The sequence below is a fragment of the Chitinophaga sp. CC14 genome, from assembly GCF_048957795.1.
Classification (GTDB): Bacteria; Bacteroidota; Bacteroidia; order Chitinophagales; family Chitinophagaceae; genus Chitinophaga; species Chitinophaga ginsengisegetis.
In genome coordinates this window covers 2,228,706-2,246,906 of sequence record NZ_JARBFY010000005.1, presented here as the reverse complement: position 1 = coordinate 2,246,906, position 18,201 = coordinate 2,228,706, and the positions used below count along the sequence as shown (strand labels likewise).

Annotated in this window: 15 protein-coding genes; 10 read left to right on the top strand and 5 right to left on the bottom strand. The window is 48.5% G+C overall.

Translation table 11 applies throughout. From position 1 onward, the window contains the following. Nucleotides 1-42: 42 nt before the first annotated feature. Nucleotides 43-1,122, bottom strand: coding sequence for a FecR family protein (locus PV783_RS28570; protein WP_420990473.1), 1,080 nt, complete (start codon nucleotides 1,120-1,122; stop codon nucleotides 43-45). Between the two features lie 217 nt (nucleotides 1,123-1,339). On the opposite strand from PV783_RS28570, the gene PV783_RS28565 reads away from it, so the two are divergent. Continuing rightward, nucleotides 1,340-1,900: an RNA polymerase sigma-70 factor gene (locus PV783_RS28565; protein WP_079470642.1), complete on the top strand. Its 561-nt coding sequence runs from the start codon at nucleotides 1,340-1,342 to the stop codon at nucleotides 1,898-1,900. Between the two features lies 1 nt (nucleotide 1,901). Here the strand turns inward: PV783_RS28565 and PV783_RS28560 are convergent, their stop codons facing one another. Continuing rightward, entirely contained in the window at nucleotides 1,902-2,966 is a 1,065-nt protein-coding gene (locus PV783_RS28560) for an SDR family oxidoreductase (protein WP_420990472.1), read from the bottom strand. A 91-nt stretch (nucleotides 2,967-3,057) separates the two neighbouring features. On the opposite strand from PV783_RS28560, the gene PV783_RS28555 reads away from it, so the two are divergent. Beyond that, nucleotides 3,058-3,888, top strand: a complete 831-nt coding sequence (locus tag PV783_RS28555; RefSeq protein WP_420990471.1) for an AraC family transcriptional regulator — start codon at nucleotides 3,058-3,060, stop codon at nucleotides 3,886-3,888. Nucleotides 3,889-3,930: 42 nt separating this feature from the next. Here PV783_RS28555 and PV783_RS28550 read toward each other — a convergent pair whose 3' ends face one another. Next, a complete protein-coding gene (locus PV783_RS28550; RefSeq protein WP_227024506.1) occupies nucleotides 3,931-5,031 on the bottom strand; it encodes a fatty acid desaturase family protein in 1,101 nt (366 codons plus the stop codon). 186 nt (nucleotides 5,032-5,217) lie between these two features. Between PV783_RS28550 and PV783_RS28545 the strand changes: the two genes are divergently transcribed. After that, nucleotides 5,218-6,009, top strand: a complete 792-nt coding sequence (locus tag PV783_RS28545; protein WP_420990470.1) for a TerC family protein — start codon at nucleotides 5,218-5,220, stop codon at nucleotides 6,007-6,009. A gap of 45 nt (nucleotides 6,010-6,054) precedes the next feature. Here the strand turns inward: PV783_RS28545 and PV783_RS28540 are convergent, their stop codons facing one another. After that, complete coding sequence (locus tag PV783_RS28540) at nucleotides 6,055-7,071, bottom strand: LacI family DNA-binding transcriptional regulator (RefSeq protein ID WP_079470638.1); 1,017 nt, start codon at nucleotides 7,069-7,071, stop codon at nucleotides 6,055-6,057. 186 nt (nucleotides 7,072-7,257) lie between these two features. On the opposite strand from PV783_RS28540, the gene PV783_RS28535 reads away from it, so the two are divergent. The 7 genes from PV783_RS28535 to PV783_RS28505 are packed head-to-tail and all read left to right on the top strand — an operon-like array spanning nucleotide 7,258 to nucleotide 17,794. Next, nucleotides 7,258-10,317, top strand: coding sequence for a SusC/RagA family TonB-linked outer membrane protein (locus tag PV783_RS28535; RefSeq protein WP_420990469.1), 3,060 nt, complete (start codon nucleotides 7,258-7,260; stop codon nucleotides 10,315-10,317). Nucleotides 10,318-10,337: 20 nt separating this feature from the next. Continuing rightward, nucleotides 10,338-11,894 (top strand): SusD/RagB family nutrient-binding outer membrane lipoprotein, encoded by a 1,557-nt coding sequence (locus tag PV783_RS28530; RefSeq protein ID WP_420990468.1) that lies wholly within the window; start codon nucleotides 10,338-10,340, stop codon nucleotides 11,892-11,894. A gap of 24 nt (nucleotides 11,895-11,918) precedes the next feature. After that, entirely contained in the window at nucleotides 11,919-13,940 is a 2,022-nt protein-coding gene (locus PV783_RS28525) for an alpha/beta hydrolase family protein (RefSeq protein WP_420990467.1), read from the top strand. An 18-nt stretch (nucleotides 13,941-13,958) separates the two neighbouring features. Next, complete coding sequence (locus tag PV783_RS28520; RefSeq protein WP_420990466.1) at nucleotides 13,959-15,401, top strand: Gfo/Idh/MocA family protein; 1,443 nt, start codon at nucleotides 13,959-13,961, stop codon at nucleotides 15,399-15,401. A 26-nt stretch (nucleotides 15,402-15,427) separates the two neighbouring features. Next, on the top strand, nucleotides 15,428-16,177 hold the full coding sequence (locus PV783_RS28515) for a glucosamine-6-phosphate deaminase (RefSeq protein ID WP_111577809.1): 750 nt from the start codon (nucleotides 15,428-15,430) through the stop codon (nucleotides 16,175-16,177). Nucleotides 16,178-16,180: 3 nt separating this feature from the next. Continuing rightward, nucleotides 16,181-17,371, top strand: coding sequence for an N-acetylglucosamine-6-phosphate deacetylase (nagA, locus tag PV783_RS28510; RefSeq protein WP_420990465.1), 1,191 nt, complete (start codon nucleotides 16,181-16,183; stop codon nucleotides 17,369-17,371). A 30-nt stretch (nucleotides 17,372-17,401) separates the two neighbouring features. Continuing rightward, nucleotides 17,402-17,794, top strand: a complete 393-nt coding sequence (locus tag PV783_RS28505; protein ID WP_079470631.1) for an acyl-CoA thioesterase — start codon at nucleotides 17,402-17,404, stop codon at nucleotides 17,792-17,794. Nucleotides 17,795-17,796: 2 nt separating this feature from the next. Here the strand turns inward: PV783_RS28505 and PV783_RS28500 are convergent, their stop codons facing one another. Beyond that, nucleotides 17,797-18,192 (bottom strand): DUF1634 domain-containing protein, encoded by a 396-nt coding sequence (locus PV783_RS28500; protein WP_079470630.1) that lies wholly within the window; start codon nucleotides 18,190-18,192, stop codon nucleotides 17,797-17,799. Nucleotides 18,193-18,201: the final 9 nt, after the last annotated feature.

The following is an 18,201-nucleotide window of genomic DNA, read 5'->3' as shown; positions in this document are numbered from 1 at the left end:
CAGTGGATTATCAAGCCATAGATGACGTTTGGATGTTGTGTTTTACCATATGTAAATAACATTTTCTTTCGTGTTCATCTCATAATGAAAGCCCGACATCAGTTGTAATGCCTGCAATACATCTTCAATACTTTGTTTCCGGAATGCGCCTGTAAATACTTCGTGTTTGTATTTATCATTTTTAAAACGCAGGGTTACGTTGAACCAGCGTTCCAGGTCGTGCGATAGTTGTTCAAACGTTACATTGTCAAAGTCGAAGCGGTCGTTAACCCAGGCGGTGGCTGGTTTTTCCGCTGTGGTATGGTTGCCGGCAGCAGCCATTGTTTTTACCGGTGTGATGCTGAAGTTGGTTTTTCTGTTTACAGGTATTTGTTTATTTTCTTTTATGCCGATGATTAATTTTTGTTCCGGTTGCAGCTGTACGGTTTTCCTCGCTCCGCCATGATCATTATCCGGGAAATCCACTTCCACTTTTCCACTGAGCAGGGTTGTTTCCACGGTAGCATCTTCTGTATAGGCTTTTACATTGAATACAGTTCCCAGCACCCGGATATTTATGTTGCCGGATTGGATGATGAACGGATGCGCGGGATCATGCTTTACATCAAAGTACGCTTCACCGGTAAGACTCACCTCACGCTCGCCGTTCAGAAAACGGGTGGCGTCGTATTGGAGGCGGCTGCAGGCGTTGAGTATTACGCTGGTGCCATCCGGCAGTACCACGCTGGTTTTGGAGCCGGTTTTAGTAACCACTTCATTGCGGAAGGCCTGTTTGCGCGGCACGACCGGCCACAGGGTGTAGGCCGTGATGAGTATAGCGATGCCGGCAGCAATGCCGCTGATCATACGCCAGGGGATCAACCGTTTGGCGGGAGGCAGCTCCTGTTCCTGCTGGAGGAACAGGTTGATGCGGTCCATTCCTTCGCTGGCCAGCCGTTCTTCTTCTGCCGGGGAAAATCCGTTGGCGCTGTTAACGGAGCTGATATCCCCGATAATGGTAAAAGCATACTGCAGCTCCGGAAACTGCATCAGCAGCATTTCCAGTTCTTTCAGTTCTTCTGTGGTGGCCTCTCCGGATACTTTCCTGGCCATCAATATATTTACCCGGTTGCGCTCGATCATTTATTTTTATCCGTGTTATATCAGAAGGACGAAAAGAAAATGAAAAACCCCCAAAGCCGCCGGTAAATTTTTTCTTTTCCCGGAAATAGCGCAGATACCACCATTTTCCGCCAAAAAAACACTACTCTAAAAATAAATTGCGGGATAATTTATTTTGTTAACTTTAGCGTAATCTGCGTTATATATTATTGCAACCAATATCAGTGGCTTAAAAGGGATGGATCAGTGTACAATCAATGAATTATTTAAAAACATCACGGTGAACAATGATCAGGCGGCCTTCAAAGCTTTCTATCATCATTTTTTCATCAGGCTGTTACGTTTTTCTTTTTCGCTTACCCGTAGTAAAGAGGTAGCAGAAGAAATAACGAACGATGTTTTTATGCATTGCTGGCAAAAAAGGCAATCACTGACGGACATAAAAAATCCGCAGGTATACCTGTTTGTGGTAGCAAAAAATAAAGCGATTGATTATATGCGTAAACAGGCCAGTTCCCGGCAGGTAGTTTTTGCAGAAGAAGATAAACTGGAAATTGCCTTTGAAAGCGATCCGGAGCAACTGATGATTTCTGCGGAGATGATCCGTAAAATGGAATATACCATTGAACAACTTCCTCCCAAATGCAAAATGGTATACATCCTTGTAAAACAATACGACCTTCGTTATAAAGAGGTAGCCACCATTTTAAACCTCTCGGTTAAAACGGTGGAAAACCAGCTGGCTATTGCCATGAAGCGCCTCACGGCAGCGGTGAATTTCACATTGGAAAAAGCATAGATCAGGGAATTACTTTCATCTTCTTAAAATTTTCAAAGATTTCCAGGAACATCGCTTCGGTATCCACAAACTCCCGGAAGCCTGCGCGGCGTGCTTTGCTGCCATCGGCAAAAAAGTCGTAGTCCCACGAAAAAACAAAGTCGCCGAACTTCCAGGACGATACTTCCGCATAGCTGTATTGCAACCCGTATTTTTCCATCATGGTATTCCATAGTGGTTCCTTGTCGGCCATTACCACATCCAGTTGCATAGGCAGGGGCGCTTCCGTTTCCATATCGAAATAACGGGCTATGCGTGGCCACAGATCCGACCAGCGGAAGAGGTCACCGTTGTTAATATTAAAGGCTTCATTTGTGCCGGCATCACTTTCGGCTGCCCATACCGTGGCTTTTGCCAGGAGGCCGGCGTCGGTCATTTCCATGAGTTTATCGTAGGCGCCTGGTTTTCCGGGGAAGCGGAGCGGCAGTCCCAGTTCCTTTGAAATAGCGGCATACACGGCTATCACCATTGCCAGGTTCATAGGGTTACCCAATGCAAAGCCACCTACTACAGAAGGCCGGATTGCGGACCACGACCAGGATTTGCCCTGTTGATACGCTTCCAGGAAACGTTGCTGCTCCATATTAAATTCCGGCGGCATAAAGCGACCGGCATCTGTTTCGCGCGCCGGCGTTTTAAACGGACCGAAGTGTGCGCCATAAACTTTATATCCCTGCATCAGGCTGATGTGTTGCAGGTTAGGGGCAATAGGTGCTACCACTTCAACTACGTTGCGGAGCATGGTCATATTGGGAGGCACGAGTTCCGCCCAGCTGCCACGGTCCTGGTAGGCGGCGTAAAATATATGCGTCACCGTAGTGAGTTGTTTTAGTTGTTGCTCACTGTTTTCGCGGCTTAATAAGTCTACTGCAATGTGCTTCATATTTGCGTTACCGTCACCGCCTCTCCTGGATAAACCGATAATCTCCCAGTTGGGTTGTGTAAGCAGGTAATCGATAAGATTACGTCCTATTACTCCCTGCGCGCCCGCTATCAGGGCTACTTTCTTATTATTATGCTGTTCCATATCTGTGTTGTATTTTTAACAGTACAAAGATCAGCTCTCCGGGTTGCCTGTTACTTGTACATCCGCGGGGTTCATTGGTATATTTTAAAGAATGAAGAGATACATACAACACGAGTACCTGAAAGTGTCGCACTTTACTACCCGGGAATGGGAGCATCCGGTGCATAACCATAATCATTTTGAACTCATCTTTATACACAAGGGCAGCGGTACGCATTGCGTTTCGGGGATGAATATTCCGTATGATGGTCCGTGTTTGTTTTTACTGGCGCCCTGTGATGCGCATCATTTTGAAATTACGGCGCCCACTACGTTTACCTTTATCAAGTTTACCAATGTATACCTGCATGGCACGGGTAACATACGGTTGCAGCAAAGCTGGAACCAGGAGCTGGATCAGCTGTTGTTACAGGCGCGGCAAAAGAGAATGATTACGGCTGTTCATCGTATGGAACCCTTGATACAGCTGGTGGTGGCAGAGTGGAAAGCTGCCGGGCAAGAAAACAGTGATACTGTTTTCTTTTTGTTACAGGCATTGTTTTCCATGATTAAACAGGTAGCTGATCAGGAATTATTGGAAGCAGGCGCCAAAAGCGGCGCGAGGGTAACGCATATTCTTAACTATATCCACGAACATATTCACCAGGCAGATGATATCCAGGTAGAGCAGCTGGCGGAGTTGTTTGGTTTTTCCAAACATTACCTGGGCGCTTTTTTTAAAGAGCAAACCGGCAGCACGCTGAGGGATTATGTGAACCAGTATAAATTGCAGCTGTTGGAAAACAGGTTGCACTACAGTGTTTTTTCTTTGAAAGAAATCAGTCATGAGCTGGGGTTTAACGACCAGAGTCACCTGAACAAATTTTTCAGGAGATATCATGCCATGAGTCCTTCTGCTTACCGGGAGCAGGTGCAGGGGTAAGATAAACAGGGGAGTACCGGTTGTGGCGCTCCCCTGTTTGTTTTATTTACGGCCAAGTTTTTTGAGCATGCGGGCATGTTCCCACAGGGCGCGTATAAAGGTTGGTTGAACCTGGTAAGGTATGTTAAAGGCAGCCGCCTGTTGTTTCACAATAGGCGCCAGTTTCCGGTAATGCACATGACAGATGCCGGAAAACAGGTGATGTTCTATCTGGTAGTTTAACCCGCCGATACACCAGGACAATACACGGCTGCGTGGTGCGTAGTTGGTGGTATTTTCCATTTCGTGTACAGCCCAGCTGTCTTTCATTTTCCTGTCGGCGTCCGGGGTGGCGTATCCGGAGGAACTCATAACATGTGCCGGCTGAAAGATACAGGCCAGCAGCAACCCTGCGGTGAAATGCATGAGGAAGAATCCTGCCAGCACCCAATACCAGGGCATCCCGGAGAATATTAACGGCAATACCAGGATATATCCATAGTAAATCACTTTGAATAGAGAAATCCTGAACATGGCCTGTTTTAACGTTACTTTTTGTTTTGAAAGAAGGCCATGACTTTTATAGCGTAATACCTGCAGGTAATCTTTTGCTGTCATCCAGAAAAGCGTCATAAGCATGTAAAAGCCCCATGCATACATGTGCTGGTAGCGGTGATACCAGTGGCGGGGCTGATTGGGAGAGAAACGCAGGAATTTAATACTGTCAATGTCTTCATCCAAACCGGTTACATTGGTATAAGTGTGGTGGAGTACGTTGTGCTGTATTTTCCAGGTAGGTGCATATCCGCCTATGATTTCCAGGATATGGCCTATCATATCATTAATACCCTTTTTGGGAGAAAACGAGCCGTGGTTGGCATCATGCATAATGGAAGCACCAATACCGGTAACCCCCAGACCGGTAAGCAACCACAGGCCGAGGTACAACCACACGTTTCCGGCGCCGAGGCCCACCACCATCAAAGTATAGGGTACAAAATATAACGAAAGCATTACGATTGTTTTAATCCACATTTCCCTGTTGGCATACACAGAGATGTTATTAGCGGAAAAGTAATCCTGTACTGCAGCCTTGGCAGATTCTATAAAGCTGTTGTTACCGCGCGAAGCAAAGCGCACTATATGCCATTCATCTTTTTTCATATTACTATTTTAATCAGAAAACGGTGTTGTGATACAGAAAACAAGCAGGAGGGGAGAAGTGCTGATCATTGTATATTCCTGTAATTTACGACAAATGTTTTTAGCAGGCGTTTAGCAGATTTCATCACTATCAAAAAAGGAAGTATATTCGGGTTTGCACATACATAACCTATATAACTGTCAATTATGGAACACCTGCTTACCGTTGACTCGCTGATAAGCCTGTTAACGCTAACCGCACTGGAGATCGTGTTGGGGATCGACAATATTGTGTTTATTTCTATCCTGGCGGGGAAACTGCCGGAAAATAAACAAAAGAAGGCCCGCCGCCTGGGGCTTGGACTTGCCATGTTTGTGCGTATTTTATTGCTGCTGTCTATCAGCTGGATTATGTCGCTGACAAAGCCGCTTTTTAATATAGGCGAATGGATCGGTATACAAAACGCTGAGTGGTTGGGAAAGCTGGCCATTTCTGGTCGTGACCTTATTTTACTGGTAGGAGGGTTATTCCTTATTTATAAAAGTACTGCGGAAATCCACGAGAAACTGGAAGGAGAAGAGCATGCGAATGCCAATGCCAAACAGATGAAGTTCGGGCAGGTGATTGTGCAGATCCTGTTACTGGATATTGTGTTTTCACTGGATTCCGTGATCACGGCCGTGGGAATGGCTGATCATGTGGAGATCATGATTGCAGCGGTTGTGGTGTCTGTAGGCGTTATGCTGCTGGCATCCGAAGCTATCAGCCGTTTTGTGAACAGTCATCCTACGGTGAAAATGCTGGCATTATCGTTCCTGCTGCTGATTGGCGTTTCGCTGATAGCGGAAAGCTTCGACCAGCATATTCCGAAAGGCTATATTTATTTTGCGATGGCATTCTCTGTATTTATCGAGGTGCTGAACCTGAAGGTAAAAGCGCGTTCAGAGAAACCGGTAAAACTGCATAATGAAGCTGAATTGCCTCCAAAGGAAAAATAAGGTAATCATCTTCCAAAAAATATAATAACGGGAAAGCGTATACGATTATGAACGTATACTGCTTTCCCGGATAATTAATTTTCCGGGCAGGATAATTTCTTCAGGAATAAAATTTTTCTTCTTAATATGATTCAGCAGCAGCTGGCAGCTTTTCTTTCCTATTTCAAAGGCTGGTTCAGCAATAGTGGAAAGGGATGGGGAGATGATAGCAGACATCGGGTCGTTGGTAAAACCGATCACGCCCACTTCTTTTCCTACCGCAATATTCTTCTTCTTCAGCGTAACGATGGCGCCCACTGCCTTACGGTCGTTTACCGCAAAAACCGCATCCGGTTTATCATTCAGCTTCCATAATTTTTCGAGGTCATTTTCGCCGCATTCCTGTGTAAACCCGGAATGGATGATCCATTTTTTGCGGATAGGCATTCCATGCTTCCGCAACGCATCCAGGTAGCCATTGAGGCGGCTGGTGGTAAACGTGAGTCCTTCCGGCCCCGCAATGTGCGCTATTTTTTTGTAGCCGTTGGCAATAAGATGCGTGGTAGCTTCAAAGGCGCCGTTGTAGTCGTCCTGCATTACTTTGGAGGTACGGATACCGGCTGCCACGCGGTCGAAGAACACCACGGGTATACCGTCGTCGATGATTTCCTGGAAATGATCACAGGAATCCGCCTGTGAGGAAACCGATACCAGCAGGCCATCCAGGCTGCTGAAAGAAAGATTTCTGATGATGTTTAATTCCCGCGCGGCATCATCGTTCGTTACATACAATATGATATTATAATTATGACTGTAGGCGATTTCCTGGATGCCGGTAAATACAGTAGAGAAATAATAATTGGTAATACCCGGCAGTATCACGGCCAGGTTATGCGTACTGTTTTTTACGAGGCCGGTGGCATTGAAGTTTGGCTTGTAGTTCAATTTGGCAGCCATTTCCAGCACCAGTTTACGGGTATCTGCACTTACGTCATACGTATCTCTCAAAGCCCTTGAAACGGTGGATACAGAGATATTCAATGCATGAGCAATGTCTTTTATGGTAGCATAGTGTCGGCGCATTCTTCTTACAGGTGTGGTTGGAATACTTAAATATAATAAATCAATCGGTAACGTTCTCGGTGAATTTTCCAAAGAAAGGAATCATCGGGTGTATTTTAGGTTCACAATTACCAACCAGGATCACCATAAAATTCATAGTGTATGAGAAGCTGTATTAGCCAAAAGCTACACCTGTATTTCCTAATCATGCTAATTGCCTTGCCATGGCAGCTATCCGCACAAGATCAATTATCCCTGAAGGGCGTAGTACGCGACGCTGCTTCCAGATCGCCGCTTCCCGGCGTAAGTGTAAGCGTAAAAGGTACCACGCGCGGTGTGAGTACCGATGCCGAAGGAAAGTATGCCATTTCCGCGGCTGCCGGCGCTATGCTGGTATTTACCTATGTAGGATATGATAAGAAAGAAATCCCTGTATCAACACAAACAATTATCGATGTAGCACTGCAGCAAAGCGCCACGGGCTTAAATGAAGTAGTGGTCACCGCATTGGGTATTGAGCGTAAAACCCGCTCCCTGGGCTATGCCACGCAACAACTGGATAACGCCGCCATCAACACGGTGAAGGATCCCGGCGCTAATATTATGAATACCCTGAGCGGTAAAGTGGCCGGCGCAGTGATTACGCCCGCAGCCTCCGGCCCCGGTGGTGCAGTAAGAGTTGTATTACGCGGCAACCGGTCGATCAGCGGTAATAACAATGCGCTGATCGTAGTAGATGGTGTGCCGATAGATAATACTATGTCGACCGAAAAAAACGGCGGCGGTTCTGCCAACACTATTTCCACACAGCCTAAAAGTATCAGCAGCGGTTACTCCGGCAGCGATGGCGCGGCCAGCGTGAACCCGCAGGATGTGGAATCTATCAACGTACTGAAAGGACCGGCGGCAGCGGCTTTGTATGGTAGCCGCGCTGCCAACGGCGCTATCATCATCACCACCAAAAGCGGTAAAAGCGGTAAGCTGGCCGTAAATTATAACGGCGGCGTATCGCTGGACCAGCCTAATATGCTGATGAAATTCCAGAACACCTATGGCAGCGGCAGCAAAGGACAAGCCGGAACCCGCGCCCCTGCCAGCTGGGGAGCCCCGGCACAAACCTATTCCGATAATGTGAGAAGCTTTTTTAACACAGGAACAGCCGTGAACAATTCTATCGATATTTCCGGCGGCAACGACAAACTGCGTGGCTATGCATCTTACACCAACAATGCCATCAGTGGTATTATTCCTAAAAACAGGCTGGAAAGAAATACACTGAACCTCCGGGTTGCCGCCGAAATATTGCCCCGCTTAACAACGGATGTAAAATTAACTTACATCAGCCAGGATATTAAAAACAAGCCACGCCTGGGCGATCAGGGTGTTGCCAATGAAGCCTACCTGATGCCGCGTGATCTCAGCAAGGACTCGCTGAACCATTTTGAAGGTACCGATGCTACCGGTCAGCCTTACCCCATTTACTGGACCAATTCCACCACCTTCCAGAATCCTTACTGGGACGTGTACCGTAACATGGTGGATGAATCGCGCAACCGTATTATGCTGATGGGATCAGCCAAATACCGGCTTACCGACTGGCTCAGTTTACAAGGCCGGTATAGCCTTGACCGTTATGACGATAAAATCACTGCATCCTATTATAACGGTACGGTCGCTTTCCCCGTGCAGCCCGGCGGCCGTTACCTGGAGGCGTATGTAAATCACTGGGAACGTAACATGGACCTGTTGTTATCCGGCAGCAATAAATTATCCGGCGATTTCCATGTGAATTATAATGTAGGTGGAAGCATCCTTACCAGCAAGGGATATAATTCACAGGCGCTGGCCAACGGGCTAAGCATTCCTAACCATTTTAATCTCATGTTTGCTACTGCGCCGGCTACTACCAACACTACGGTGCAGAAAGAGATACAATCCGTGTATGGTAATGCCCAGCTGGATTTCAGGCAGTATTTATATTTAGATGTAAGTGCGCGTAACGACTGGTCTTCCACATTGCCAAGTCCGTACAGCTATTTTTATCCTTCCGTGGGATTATCGGCCGTAATATCAGATATGCTGAAGATGCCTTCCTGGGTTACGTTTGGTAAGGTGCGTGCTGCTTATACACAGGTAGGAAATGATGCAGATCCTTACATGCTGTTGCAGGCTTATTATTATAGTGTAGGCGCCGGCGGTGGTTTTGTATCGAGAGATAACACAAAATCCATTTATAATCTGAAGCCCGAACAAACAAAATCGTGGGAGGTGGGACTGGAATGGAAATTCCTCAATGGCCGGCTGGGACTGGATGCTACAGTGTATAAGAATAATACCATTAACCAGTTGCTGAATGTTGGGTTGCCACAGGCCAGCGGTTTTGACGACCAGTATATCAACGCTGGTAATATACAGAATAAGGGGCTTGAAATTATGCTCACAGGTACGCCCATACAACGCAAGGATTTTAGCTGGAACACCAGCCTGAACTTTGCCACCAACAGCAACAAGGTGCTGTACCTGAAAGATGGTGTGGACCAGATCGGCCTTTCTTCCGCTACTAATTTCGCTACTGTGCAGGCAAGAGTAGGAGGTAAGTATGGAGATATGTACGGATACGCATGGCAGAAAGATCCGAAAACAGGACAATACCTCATAGGTACTGATGGCCTCCCCGTGGTTGCGCAGAATCAATACCTCGGCAATTTTAATCCTGATTTCACCCTGGGCTGGAACAACCAGTTCCAGTATAAAAAATTCAGTATGTCGTTCCTCATTGACGGGCGTGTAGGCGGTATCGTTATATCCGGTACTGATGCACTGCTGGCTTCCTATGGCGTAGCCGATTATACCACTCAATACAGGAACGGCGGACTGGTATTGCCCGGTGTGCTGGCAGACGGAAGCGTCAATACCAAATCTATCGACGCAGAAGATTTCTGGACAAAAGTATCGCAGGGTGGCCGCGATGCATGGGGACAATTCTTTGCTTTCAGCGCCACCAATTTCCGGTTGAGGGAATTATCCTTCGGGTATGATTTCGATTTCGATCAGAAGCTGGTAAAGCGTGCCAGGCTTTCTTTAACGGCACGTAACCTGTTTTTCCTGTACCGTGGTAAGTCTGTGCTGGATATACCGGGCATGGGTAAACGTACTTTGCCGGTAGATCCGGAATCCGCACTGGGTACCAGTAACTACCAGGGCATAGAAGCCGGTTTACCGCCGGCAGTACGCAGCTTTGGCCTGAACCTGAATGTATCCTTTTAGTCAACAAAAAACACACAGCCATGAACAAGCAATTAAAATATATACTTCCGCTGGCGCTGACGGTGATGCTGGGCAGCTGTACAAAAAACTTCGACTCCATGAATGTGGACCCAAGCGGGTTAACAGGAGTAGGTAAGGGAGAATTACCATTTATGTTTTCAAAGGCAGAATCATCTGCGGGGATCAACCAGGGATATTACCAGACCGTACAAAACCTGTATGCCGATTTATATGCACAATATTTTGCACTGAACACCAACAGCTTTCAAACCGATCGTTATGTGATCAACGACGGCTGGTTGCCGCGTCCCGGCATCATTGCCTATGTGCAAACTGTACCACAGCTGCGCACCATTTTTGAGAATACGGAAGAAACTTCCGGCGAATATGCACTCGCGGAAATCATGTGGGTATATGCTTTTCATCACCTGACGGATTATTTCGGTCCGGTAGCTTATTTTGATGCCGGAAAAGCCCAGGATGTTATACCTTATGATGCCCAGGATAAAATTTACGACGACTTCTTCAAAAGACTGGACCATGCCGTAAAGAACCTGAAAGCAACCAGTGCTACCAATATTTTTGGTGCTAACGACCTGATATACGCCGGGGATGTGCAACAGTGGATCCGTTTCGCCAATACGCTGCGTTTGCGGCTGGCGCTGCGTATTTCAAAAGTACAGCCCGACCGCGCCAAACAGGAAGCTGAAGCCGCTGTGACAAGTGGTGTAATGACAGCAGTAGCACATACCGCCATGATGAAAAAATCGCTGAATGGTGGCGATGGCAACGGCCTGGCAAGAGTGGCCTCCTATAATGAATTCAGTATGAGCGCTACCATGGCTTCTTATATGAAAGGCTACAATGATCCAAGGATCGGGGCTTTTTACCAGCCTGCGGTAAATGGCGGTACTTTCCGTGGCGTGCGCAACGGATCACCGGCAGTGTCGCTGAATAACCCATTGAACCAGGCATCGCAAACTTCCAATGCGGGTACTTACTGGGCTACCTACAATCCGCTGAACCTCTCCTGGCTGCCTGCGCTGGAGGCACCCAAGCACGTGATGATGGCGGCAGAAGCCTATTTCCTGCGGGCAGAAGGCGCATTGAATGGCTGGAACATGGATGGATCGGCTAAAGATCTGTATGATAAAGGCATTGCGGTGAGCATGGAAAACTGGGGCGTGAAGGACGCGGCTGTTATCAACGCCTATACGAATTCCACTGCAGTACCGGTAGCTCCCGGCGATGTGGAAAATTCTGCCGCGGTAGCCAATATACCAGTTAAATTTGGTACTGTGGTAAACATACAACGTCAGCAGATAGGCACGCAGAAGTGGCTGGCTATTTACCCCGACGGGCTGGAAGCCTGGGCAGAATACCGCCGCAGCGGTTTCCCGGTGATGTACCCGGTGGTGAAATCGGATAACCCCGATTTACCGGCCGGTACTTTTATCAAGCGGCTGCCTTATCCTTCTTCTGAAGCGGTGAACAACGGCGAAGAGCTGAAGAAAGGTATCCAGTTGCTGGGAGGACCGGATAATGCCGCCACCCGTCTTTGGTGGGACGTAGATTGATCTGATCATTAAACACAATTATACTTGAAAGCATTAGTTTCCTTTTTCATGGTGTTGTCCTCACTATTCTACGCTCCGCAGGGGCCGTTGCCAAAAGTTTTCTCCGGAGAGCGGACGGATATTATCCAGCAACAGCTGAAGCAGCAGGCGGCGACCGCGTTTCAGGCGCAGGTGCTGCCTGCCACGGAGCAGGAATGGACACAACGGCGCCGGCAACTGAAGACCGCCATTCTGCAGTCGACCGGCGCCGTGGAGGACCACAAACTGCCATTGCAGGTAAAAGAAACCGGGCGTACGCAACTAACGGGGTACCATATACGTAATATCCTGTTCCAGACAAGGCCCGGTGTATTTGCCACTGCCAACTTATACATCCCCGATGGCAAAGGGCCTTTCCCGGCGGTGATCAACATGCATGGCCACTGGAAGGATGCCCGCATGGGGGAAATGGTACAGGCCACGGCGCATAGCCTTGCATTAAATGGCTACGTGTGTTTAAATATTGATGCATGGGGTGCCGGTGAAAGAGCCACCACCGAAGGCGTGGCGGAATACCACGGCGCCAACCTCGGCGCTTCGCTGATGAATACAGGCAATACTTTGCTGGGCATGCAACTCACCGATAACATGCGGGGAGTAGATTTGCTTTGCAGTTTACCGGAAGTGGACAAAGCGCGTATAGGCGCCACCGGTGCCAGCGGCGGCGGGAATCAAACCATGTGGCTGGCAGCAATGGATGAGCGCATTAAAGCGGCCGTACCGGTAGTGAGTGTAGGCACTTTTGAATCTTATATCATGAACAGCAATTGTGTATGTGAGTTGGTACCGGATGGACTTACCTACATGGAAGAATCCGGGGTACTGGCAATGGTGGCGCCCCGCGCATTGAAAATCTGTAATGCGCTGAATGATGCAAGTAAGTCGTTTTACCCTTTGGAAATGTTGCGCAGTTATAAACAGGCTGCACCCATATATGAGTTACTGCACGCCGGCGATAAACTCAGTTACCAGTTGTTTAATACCGTGCATGGCTACTGGCCTGAAATAAGGGAAACCATGATTGGCTGGATGGATTTGCAGCTGAAACACATTGGTACCGGGGCGCCCAAAAAGGAACCGGCTTTTAATTTGCTGCCCGCTGCACAGCTGTTCACTTTTCCCAACGGGCGCCGCGACAGCAGCGTGATCACTACCGCAGCATGGTGCAGCCGGCAGGGGCAACTGCTTCATCAAACATTGCTGGAAGAAAATATTAATGTTGATGACAAGAGAAAAGCTTTGCAACAACTGTTACGGATAAACGAAAACAGCACACTGAAACAGGCACACCGGTATTCGCCACAGGAAGGGTGGGAGCGTGTAGCGCTGGAAACAACAGATGGTTCACTGATCCCTTTGCTGTTGCGTGCTCCGCGCAGCAAAGAGAAAGGTTATGTAGTGGTAACCCATCCGGGTGGAAAAGACAGTATTCCCGCGGCATTGATTACGGAATTAACGGAGACCGGTAGTGGCATTGTGCTGGCAGACCTGTGGGGTTGCGGTGAGCAAAGCTCCGTATCTGCCACTGCTACAGATGGCAGCCAGCCGCCTTATCATACCCTGGCACGTTCTGCCTTATGGTTGGGCGCCACCGTGCAGGGCAGATGGGTAAGTGATCTGCGGATTATTACAGATTATTTGAAAATGGTAAATGGTGATGTTCGTATAGTGCTTAACGGTAGCAGGGAGGCTGGCGTGGCCTCCCTGTTTTTTGCAGCGCTGAACGGAACAGCTGCACAGGTAACGCTGAACGGCGGCCCGTTGAGTTACCGTTTTGATGAACGCATGGGGATTGACTATTTCAGTATGGCTATACATGTGCCGGGTTTGTTGCAGTGGGGGGATCTTTCGCTGGCGGCGGCGTTGAGTGGAAAGGATGTTGTGTTTAAGATGCCGGTTACCATGTCTGGCCGGCCGGTGACTGGAGCCGCGTTGCAGGCGCAGCAGGAGGAATTCTTCCAATTGAGAAAACGCTATAAACAGCCGGGGCAAAGCATTTTTCAGTAATGTAGAAAATATATCTTTATGATAAATGAACGCAGAGATTTTTTAAAATTAATAGGAATAGCAGGCATTGGAATTGGCAGCAGTACGCTGGTACCCGGTTATGCCAGTGCGCAGGAAAAACCAGGAAAAGCATTGGATCAGATCAGGAAACAGGCAGGCAGAAAATACCGGCAGCAGTTTAATATGAGCGGTTATGCAGCGCCGAAAATTGATACGGTGCGCATAGGTTATATCGGTCTTGGTAACCGGGGCTCCGCTGCCGTGGAGCGTATCACCTATTTGCAGGGTGTGGAGGTAAAAGCGTTGTGTGATATCAGGCCGGAAATGATTGCCGCCACCAAAGAGAGAATTAAAGATGCCGGTTATCACCCGCACGAATACACGGGATCGGCAGATGCGTGGAAGCAATTGTGTGAACGTGATGATATTGACCTGGTATACATTGCCACGCCGTGGGATTTGCATACGCCTATTGCTGTATACGCTATGTTGCACGGTAAGCATGTGGCCACGGAAATTCCGGCGGCTGTTACGATTGATGAGTGCTGGCAGCTGGTAGAAACTTCCGAGAAAACAAAGAAGCATTGCGTGCTGCTGGAAAACTGCTGCTACGATTTCTTTGAACTGCTCACGCTGAATATGGCCCGGCAGGGGTTTTTCGGGGAGTTGGTGCATTGCGAGGGCGCATACATCCATGATATTTTTGAGAGCCTTTTTGATAAGAACAAACGTTATGATGTGTGGCGGCTCAAACAAAATGCACATCGCAATGGAAACCTGTATCCCACGCATGGCCTGGGCCCGGTGTGCCAGGTGCTGGATGTGAACCGTGGCGATAGTATGGAATACCTGGTATCCATGCAAAGCAATGATTTTATGTTGCATCAGAAAGCGGAGGCACTCGCGGCCACTGATGATTTTTATAAGCCTTATGTGAATGCACATTTCCGCGGGAATATGAATACCACTACTATCCGTACCCGCAAGGGCCGCACTATTATGTTGCAGCACGATGTGAGTTCCCCGCGGGTATATTCCCGCCTGCACCTGGTAAGCGGCACAAAAGCCACCGCGCAAAAATATCCGCTGGAGCCAAGAATTTCCCTGAATCATGAAGGATGGGTGAGTGCAGAAGAATTTAAGCAGCTGGAAGAAAAGTATACGCCTGCCATTATTAAAAAGTTGGGTGAGATGGCCAAACAGGTAGGAGGCCACGGTGGTATGGACTTTTTAATGGACTGGCGCCTGATTGATTGTTTACGCAACGGCTTACCCGTAGACATCGACGTATACGATGCAGCCGCATGGAGCGCTATAGGCCCGCTGAGTGAATGGTCGGTGGCCAACCGCTCCAATTCCATCGACATCCCCGATTTTACCAACGGCGCCTGGCAGCATAACAAGCCGGTAGACATCTCCCTGCAGCAGGGTGGTACCACCGGGGTAAAAAGCAAAAAGTAATCATCTCCTGAAAAAATATAAGTGCAATGAAAATCATCCGATCCAAAGACCCGCAAACATTGGGTACTGCAGCCGGCAATACTGCAGTGGCATTGATTAAGGCCGCTATCGCAGAAAAAGGCAGCGCCAATATTATACTGGCCACCGGTACAAGCCAGTTTGAAACAATCCGGCAACTGATAGCCAGCGATATTGACTGGGGAAAAGTGAATATGTTCCACCTCGATGAATATATTGGCCTGCCGGTAACACATCCGGCCAGTTTCCGGAAGTACCTGAGAGAGCGTTTTCTCGACAAGGTAGCGCCGTTGCAATCGGTGTGCCTGATCAATGGGGAAGGCGATCCCGAAGCAGAATGCAGCCGCATTTCCGCACTCATACAGGCGCATCCCATTGATGTGGCTTTGGTGGGCATCGGAGAAAATGGCCATCTCGCTTTTAATGATCCTCCGGCAGATTTTAACACCACGAAACCGTATCTTGTAGTGAACCTCGACGCCGCCTGCCGGCAGCAACAAATGAATGAAGGCTGGTTCAGCGCCGTTACAGAAGTGCCTTTGCAGGCCATCAGTATGTCGGTGCACCAGATCCTGCTATCGAAACATATTATCTGTTCGGTACCCGGTGAGCGGAAGGCGCAGGCAGTAAAAGACAGCCTGGAGCAGCCCGTGAGCAATTTGTTTCCCGCCAGTATTCTACAAACACACGCAGATTGTGTGTTTTACCTGGATGAAGCATCTGCCGCAAAACTGCAACCAGCGCAGAAAACAGTTTAATACATGCAGGAAACTATTAAAATCATCAATGGCCGCCTGATTACGCCGTTCCGGGTAATCACTTCCGGAAGTGTGCTGATTAAAGAAGGCCGGATTGCAGCAGTGGGAGAAGGAACCATTCCTGACCATGCTGATAAGATAATAGATGCCGGGGGCAATTACGTGGCCCCCGGCTTCATCGACCTGCATATACATGGAGGCGGTGGCCATGATTTTATGGATGGTACCGTAAACGCTTTTCACCGTATAACGGAAACGCATGCACGATATGGCACTACCGCAATGGTGCCTACCACTTTAACCGCAGAGAAAGCAGGGCTTTTACATACGCTGGACATTTATCGTCAGGCAGTGGCATTGCCGCATAACGGGGCTTCTTTCCTGGGCATGCACCTGGAAGGACCCTATTTCGCCATGAACCAGCGCGGCGCGCAGGACCCGCGCTATATCCGTAACCCCGATCCGGCTGAATACAAAGAAATACTTGATTACAGCCCGCACATTTCCCGCTGGAGTGTAGCACCCGAATTACCCGGTGCGCTGGAAATGGGCAATTACCTGCGGAGTAAAGGTGTTTTACCGGCTATTGCCCACACGGATGCTGTTTATGAAGAAGTGGTGCAGGCAGTGGAGTGCGGCTATACGCTGGCTACGCATTTTTATTCCGCCATGTCGGGTGTAACGCGCCGTAACCTGTATCGTTATGCCGGTGTAGTGGAAAGCGTTTACCTCATCGATGAAATAGATGCTGAAGTGATTGCCGACGGTGCACACCTGCCGGCGTCGCTGCTGAAACTGATCTATAAAATAAAAGGGGCCAACAGGATCGCGCTGATCACCGATGCCATGCGGGCAGCGGGCATGCCTCCCGGCAAAAGCATACTGGGGCCGCTGAATGGAGGGTTGGAAGTAATTGTGGAAGATGGTGTTGCCAAACTACCTGATGGGAGTGCATTTGCAGGCAGCGTAGCTACGGCAGACCGCCTCGTGAGAAGCATGGTGGAGCTGGCTGGTGTGCCGGTAACAGAAGCCGTGCGGATGATGAGTTATACCCCCGCACGCATCATGGGGGTGTCTGACCGGAAAGGTACGCTGGCAGCAGGAAAAGATGCCGATATTGTTATTTTCGATGAAAACATTGCCGTACAACTGACGATGGTATCAGGAAAAGTTGTGCATCGTATCGGAGAATGAAATAGCTTTGCCTTCAAAATTGTACGGGTCATGAATTTTTATACACGGAAATGGGTAAAGCCGGAGGATCTGAATGCGCACGGCACTTTATTTGGCGGCAGTTTGCTGCGTTGGATCGATGAAGAAGCAGCTATTTATTCCATCATTCAGTTAGGTACCAATCGTTGTGTAACCAAGTACATGTCTGAAATCAATTTTATCAATTCTGCCCGCCAGGGCGATATCGTAGAACTGGGTATTAAAGCCACCCACTTCGGCAGAACTTCTCTCACACTCACCTGCCAGGTGCGCAACAAGATCACGCAAAAAACGATTCTTACTGTTGACAAAATGGTGTTTGTAAGTGTGGATGAACAAGGGAAACCTGTTCCCCACGGCAGAACTGCCATTACCTATACCGACGAACGGCTGCGGGAAGAATAGTATTATATTTTCAGTCCGCCGAACATACTGAATAAAATAATCCCCAGCACCAGCGTAGTGATCAACACGTACAGCCTGTCTTTTTCCAGTGCGAAAGCCAGCAGGGAAAAGAAGATGCGGAGAATAGGTGTGGCCAGTAATACCAGTACGCCCAATTGTATAAATTCCGTGGCGCTGCCCGTGGCTACGCCGTGAAAGATACCGCGGAAAGAAGTGTATTCCGCTCCTTCTCCTTTAAACTGTGAATAATCCGGCACACTGGCTGCGCCTTGTTGCACGAGGTAAAAGATGCCTCCCAGCAAAGCAATGCAGCTGGCAGTGACCACCCCGGTCCTTAGTTGTTTGCCGATGAGTAATTCGATGTCGCGGTCGCCGAGTATTTTCTTAAATATATTCATGACACAGTA

Coding starts and splice junctions, on each gene's coding strand:
- PV783_RS28570 (WP_420990473.1), bottom strand. CDS start 1,122: ATGATCGAGCGCAACCGGGTAAATATATTGATGGCCAGGAAAGTATCC.
- PV783_RS28565 (WP_079470642.1), top strand. CDS start 1,340: ATGGATCAGTGTACAATCAATGAATTATTTAAAAACATCACGGTGAAC.
- PV783_RS28560 (WP_420990472.1), bottom strand. CDS start 2,966: ATGGAACAGCATAATAATAAGAAAGTAGCCCTGATAGCGGGCGCGCAG.
- PV783_RS28555 (WP_420990471.1), top strand. CDS start 3,058: ATGAAGAGATACATACAACACGAGTACCTGAAAGTGTCGCACTTTACT.
- PV783_RS28550 (WP_227024506.1), bottom strand. CDS start 5,031: ATGAAAAAAGATGAATGGCATATAGTGCGCTTTGCTTCGCGCGGTAAC.
- PV783_RS28545 (WP_420990470.1), top strand. CDS start 5,218: ATGGAACACCTGCTTACCGTTGACTCGCTGATAAGCCTGTTAACGCTA.
- PV783_RS28540 (WP_079470638.1), bottom strand. CDS start 7,071: ATGCGCCGACACTATGCTACCATAAAAGACATTGCTCATGCATTGAAT.
- PV783_RS28535 (WP_420990469.1), top strand. CDS start 7,258: ATGCTAATTGCCTTGCCATGGCAGCTATCCGCACAAGATCAATTATCC.
- PV783_RS28530 (WP_420990468.1), top strand. CDS start 10,338: ATGAACAAGCAATTAAAATATATACTTCCGCTGGCGCTGACGGTGATG.
- PV783_RS28520 (WP_420990466.1), top strand. CDS start 13,959: ATGATAAATGAACGCAGAGATTTTTTAAAATTAATAGGAATAGCAGGC.
- PV783_RS28515 (WP_111577809.1), top strand. CDS start 15,428: ATGAAAATCATCCGATCCAAAGACCCGCAAACATTGGGTACTGCAGCC.
- nagA (WP_420990465.1), top strand. CDS start 16,181: ATGCAGGAAACTATTAAAATCATCAATGGCCGCCTGATTACGCCGTTC.
- PV783_RS28505 (WP_079470631.1), top strand. CDS start 17,402: ATGAATTTTTATACACGGAAATGGGTAAAGCCGGAGGATCTGAATGCG.
- PV783_RS28500 (WP_079470630.1), bottom strand. CDS start 18,192: ATGAATATATTTAAGAAAATACTCGGCGACCGCGACATCGAATTACTC.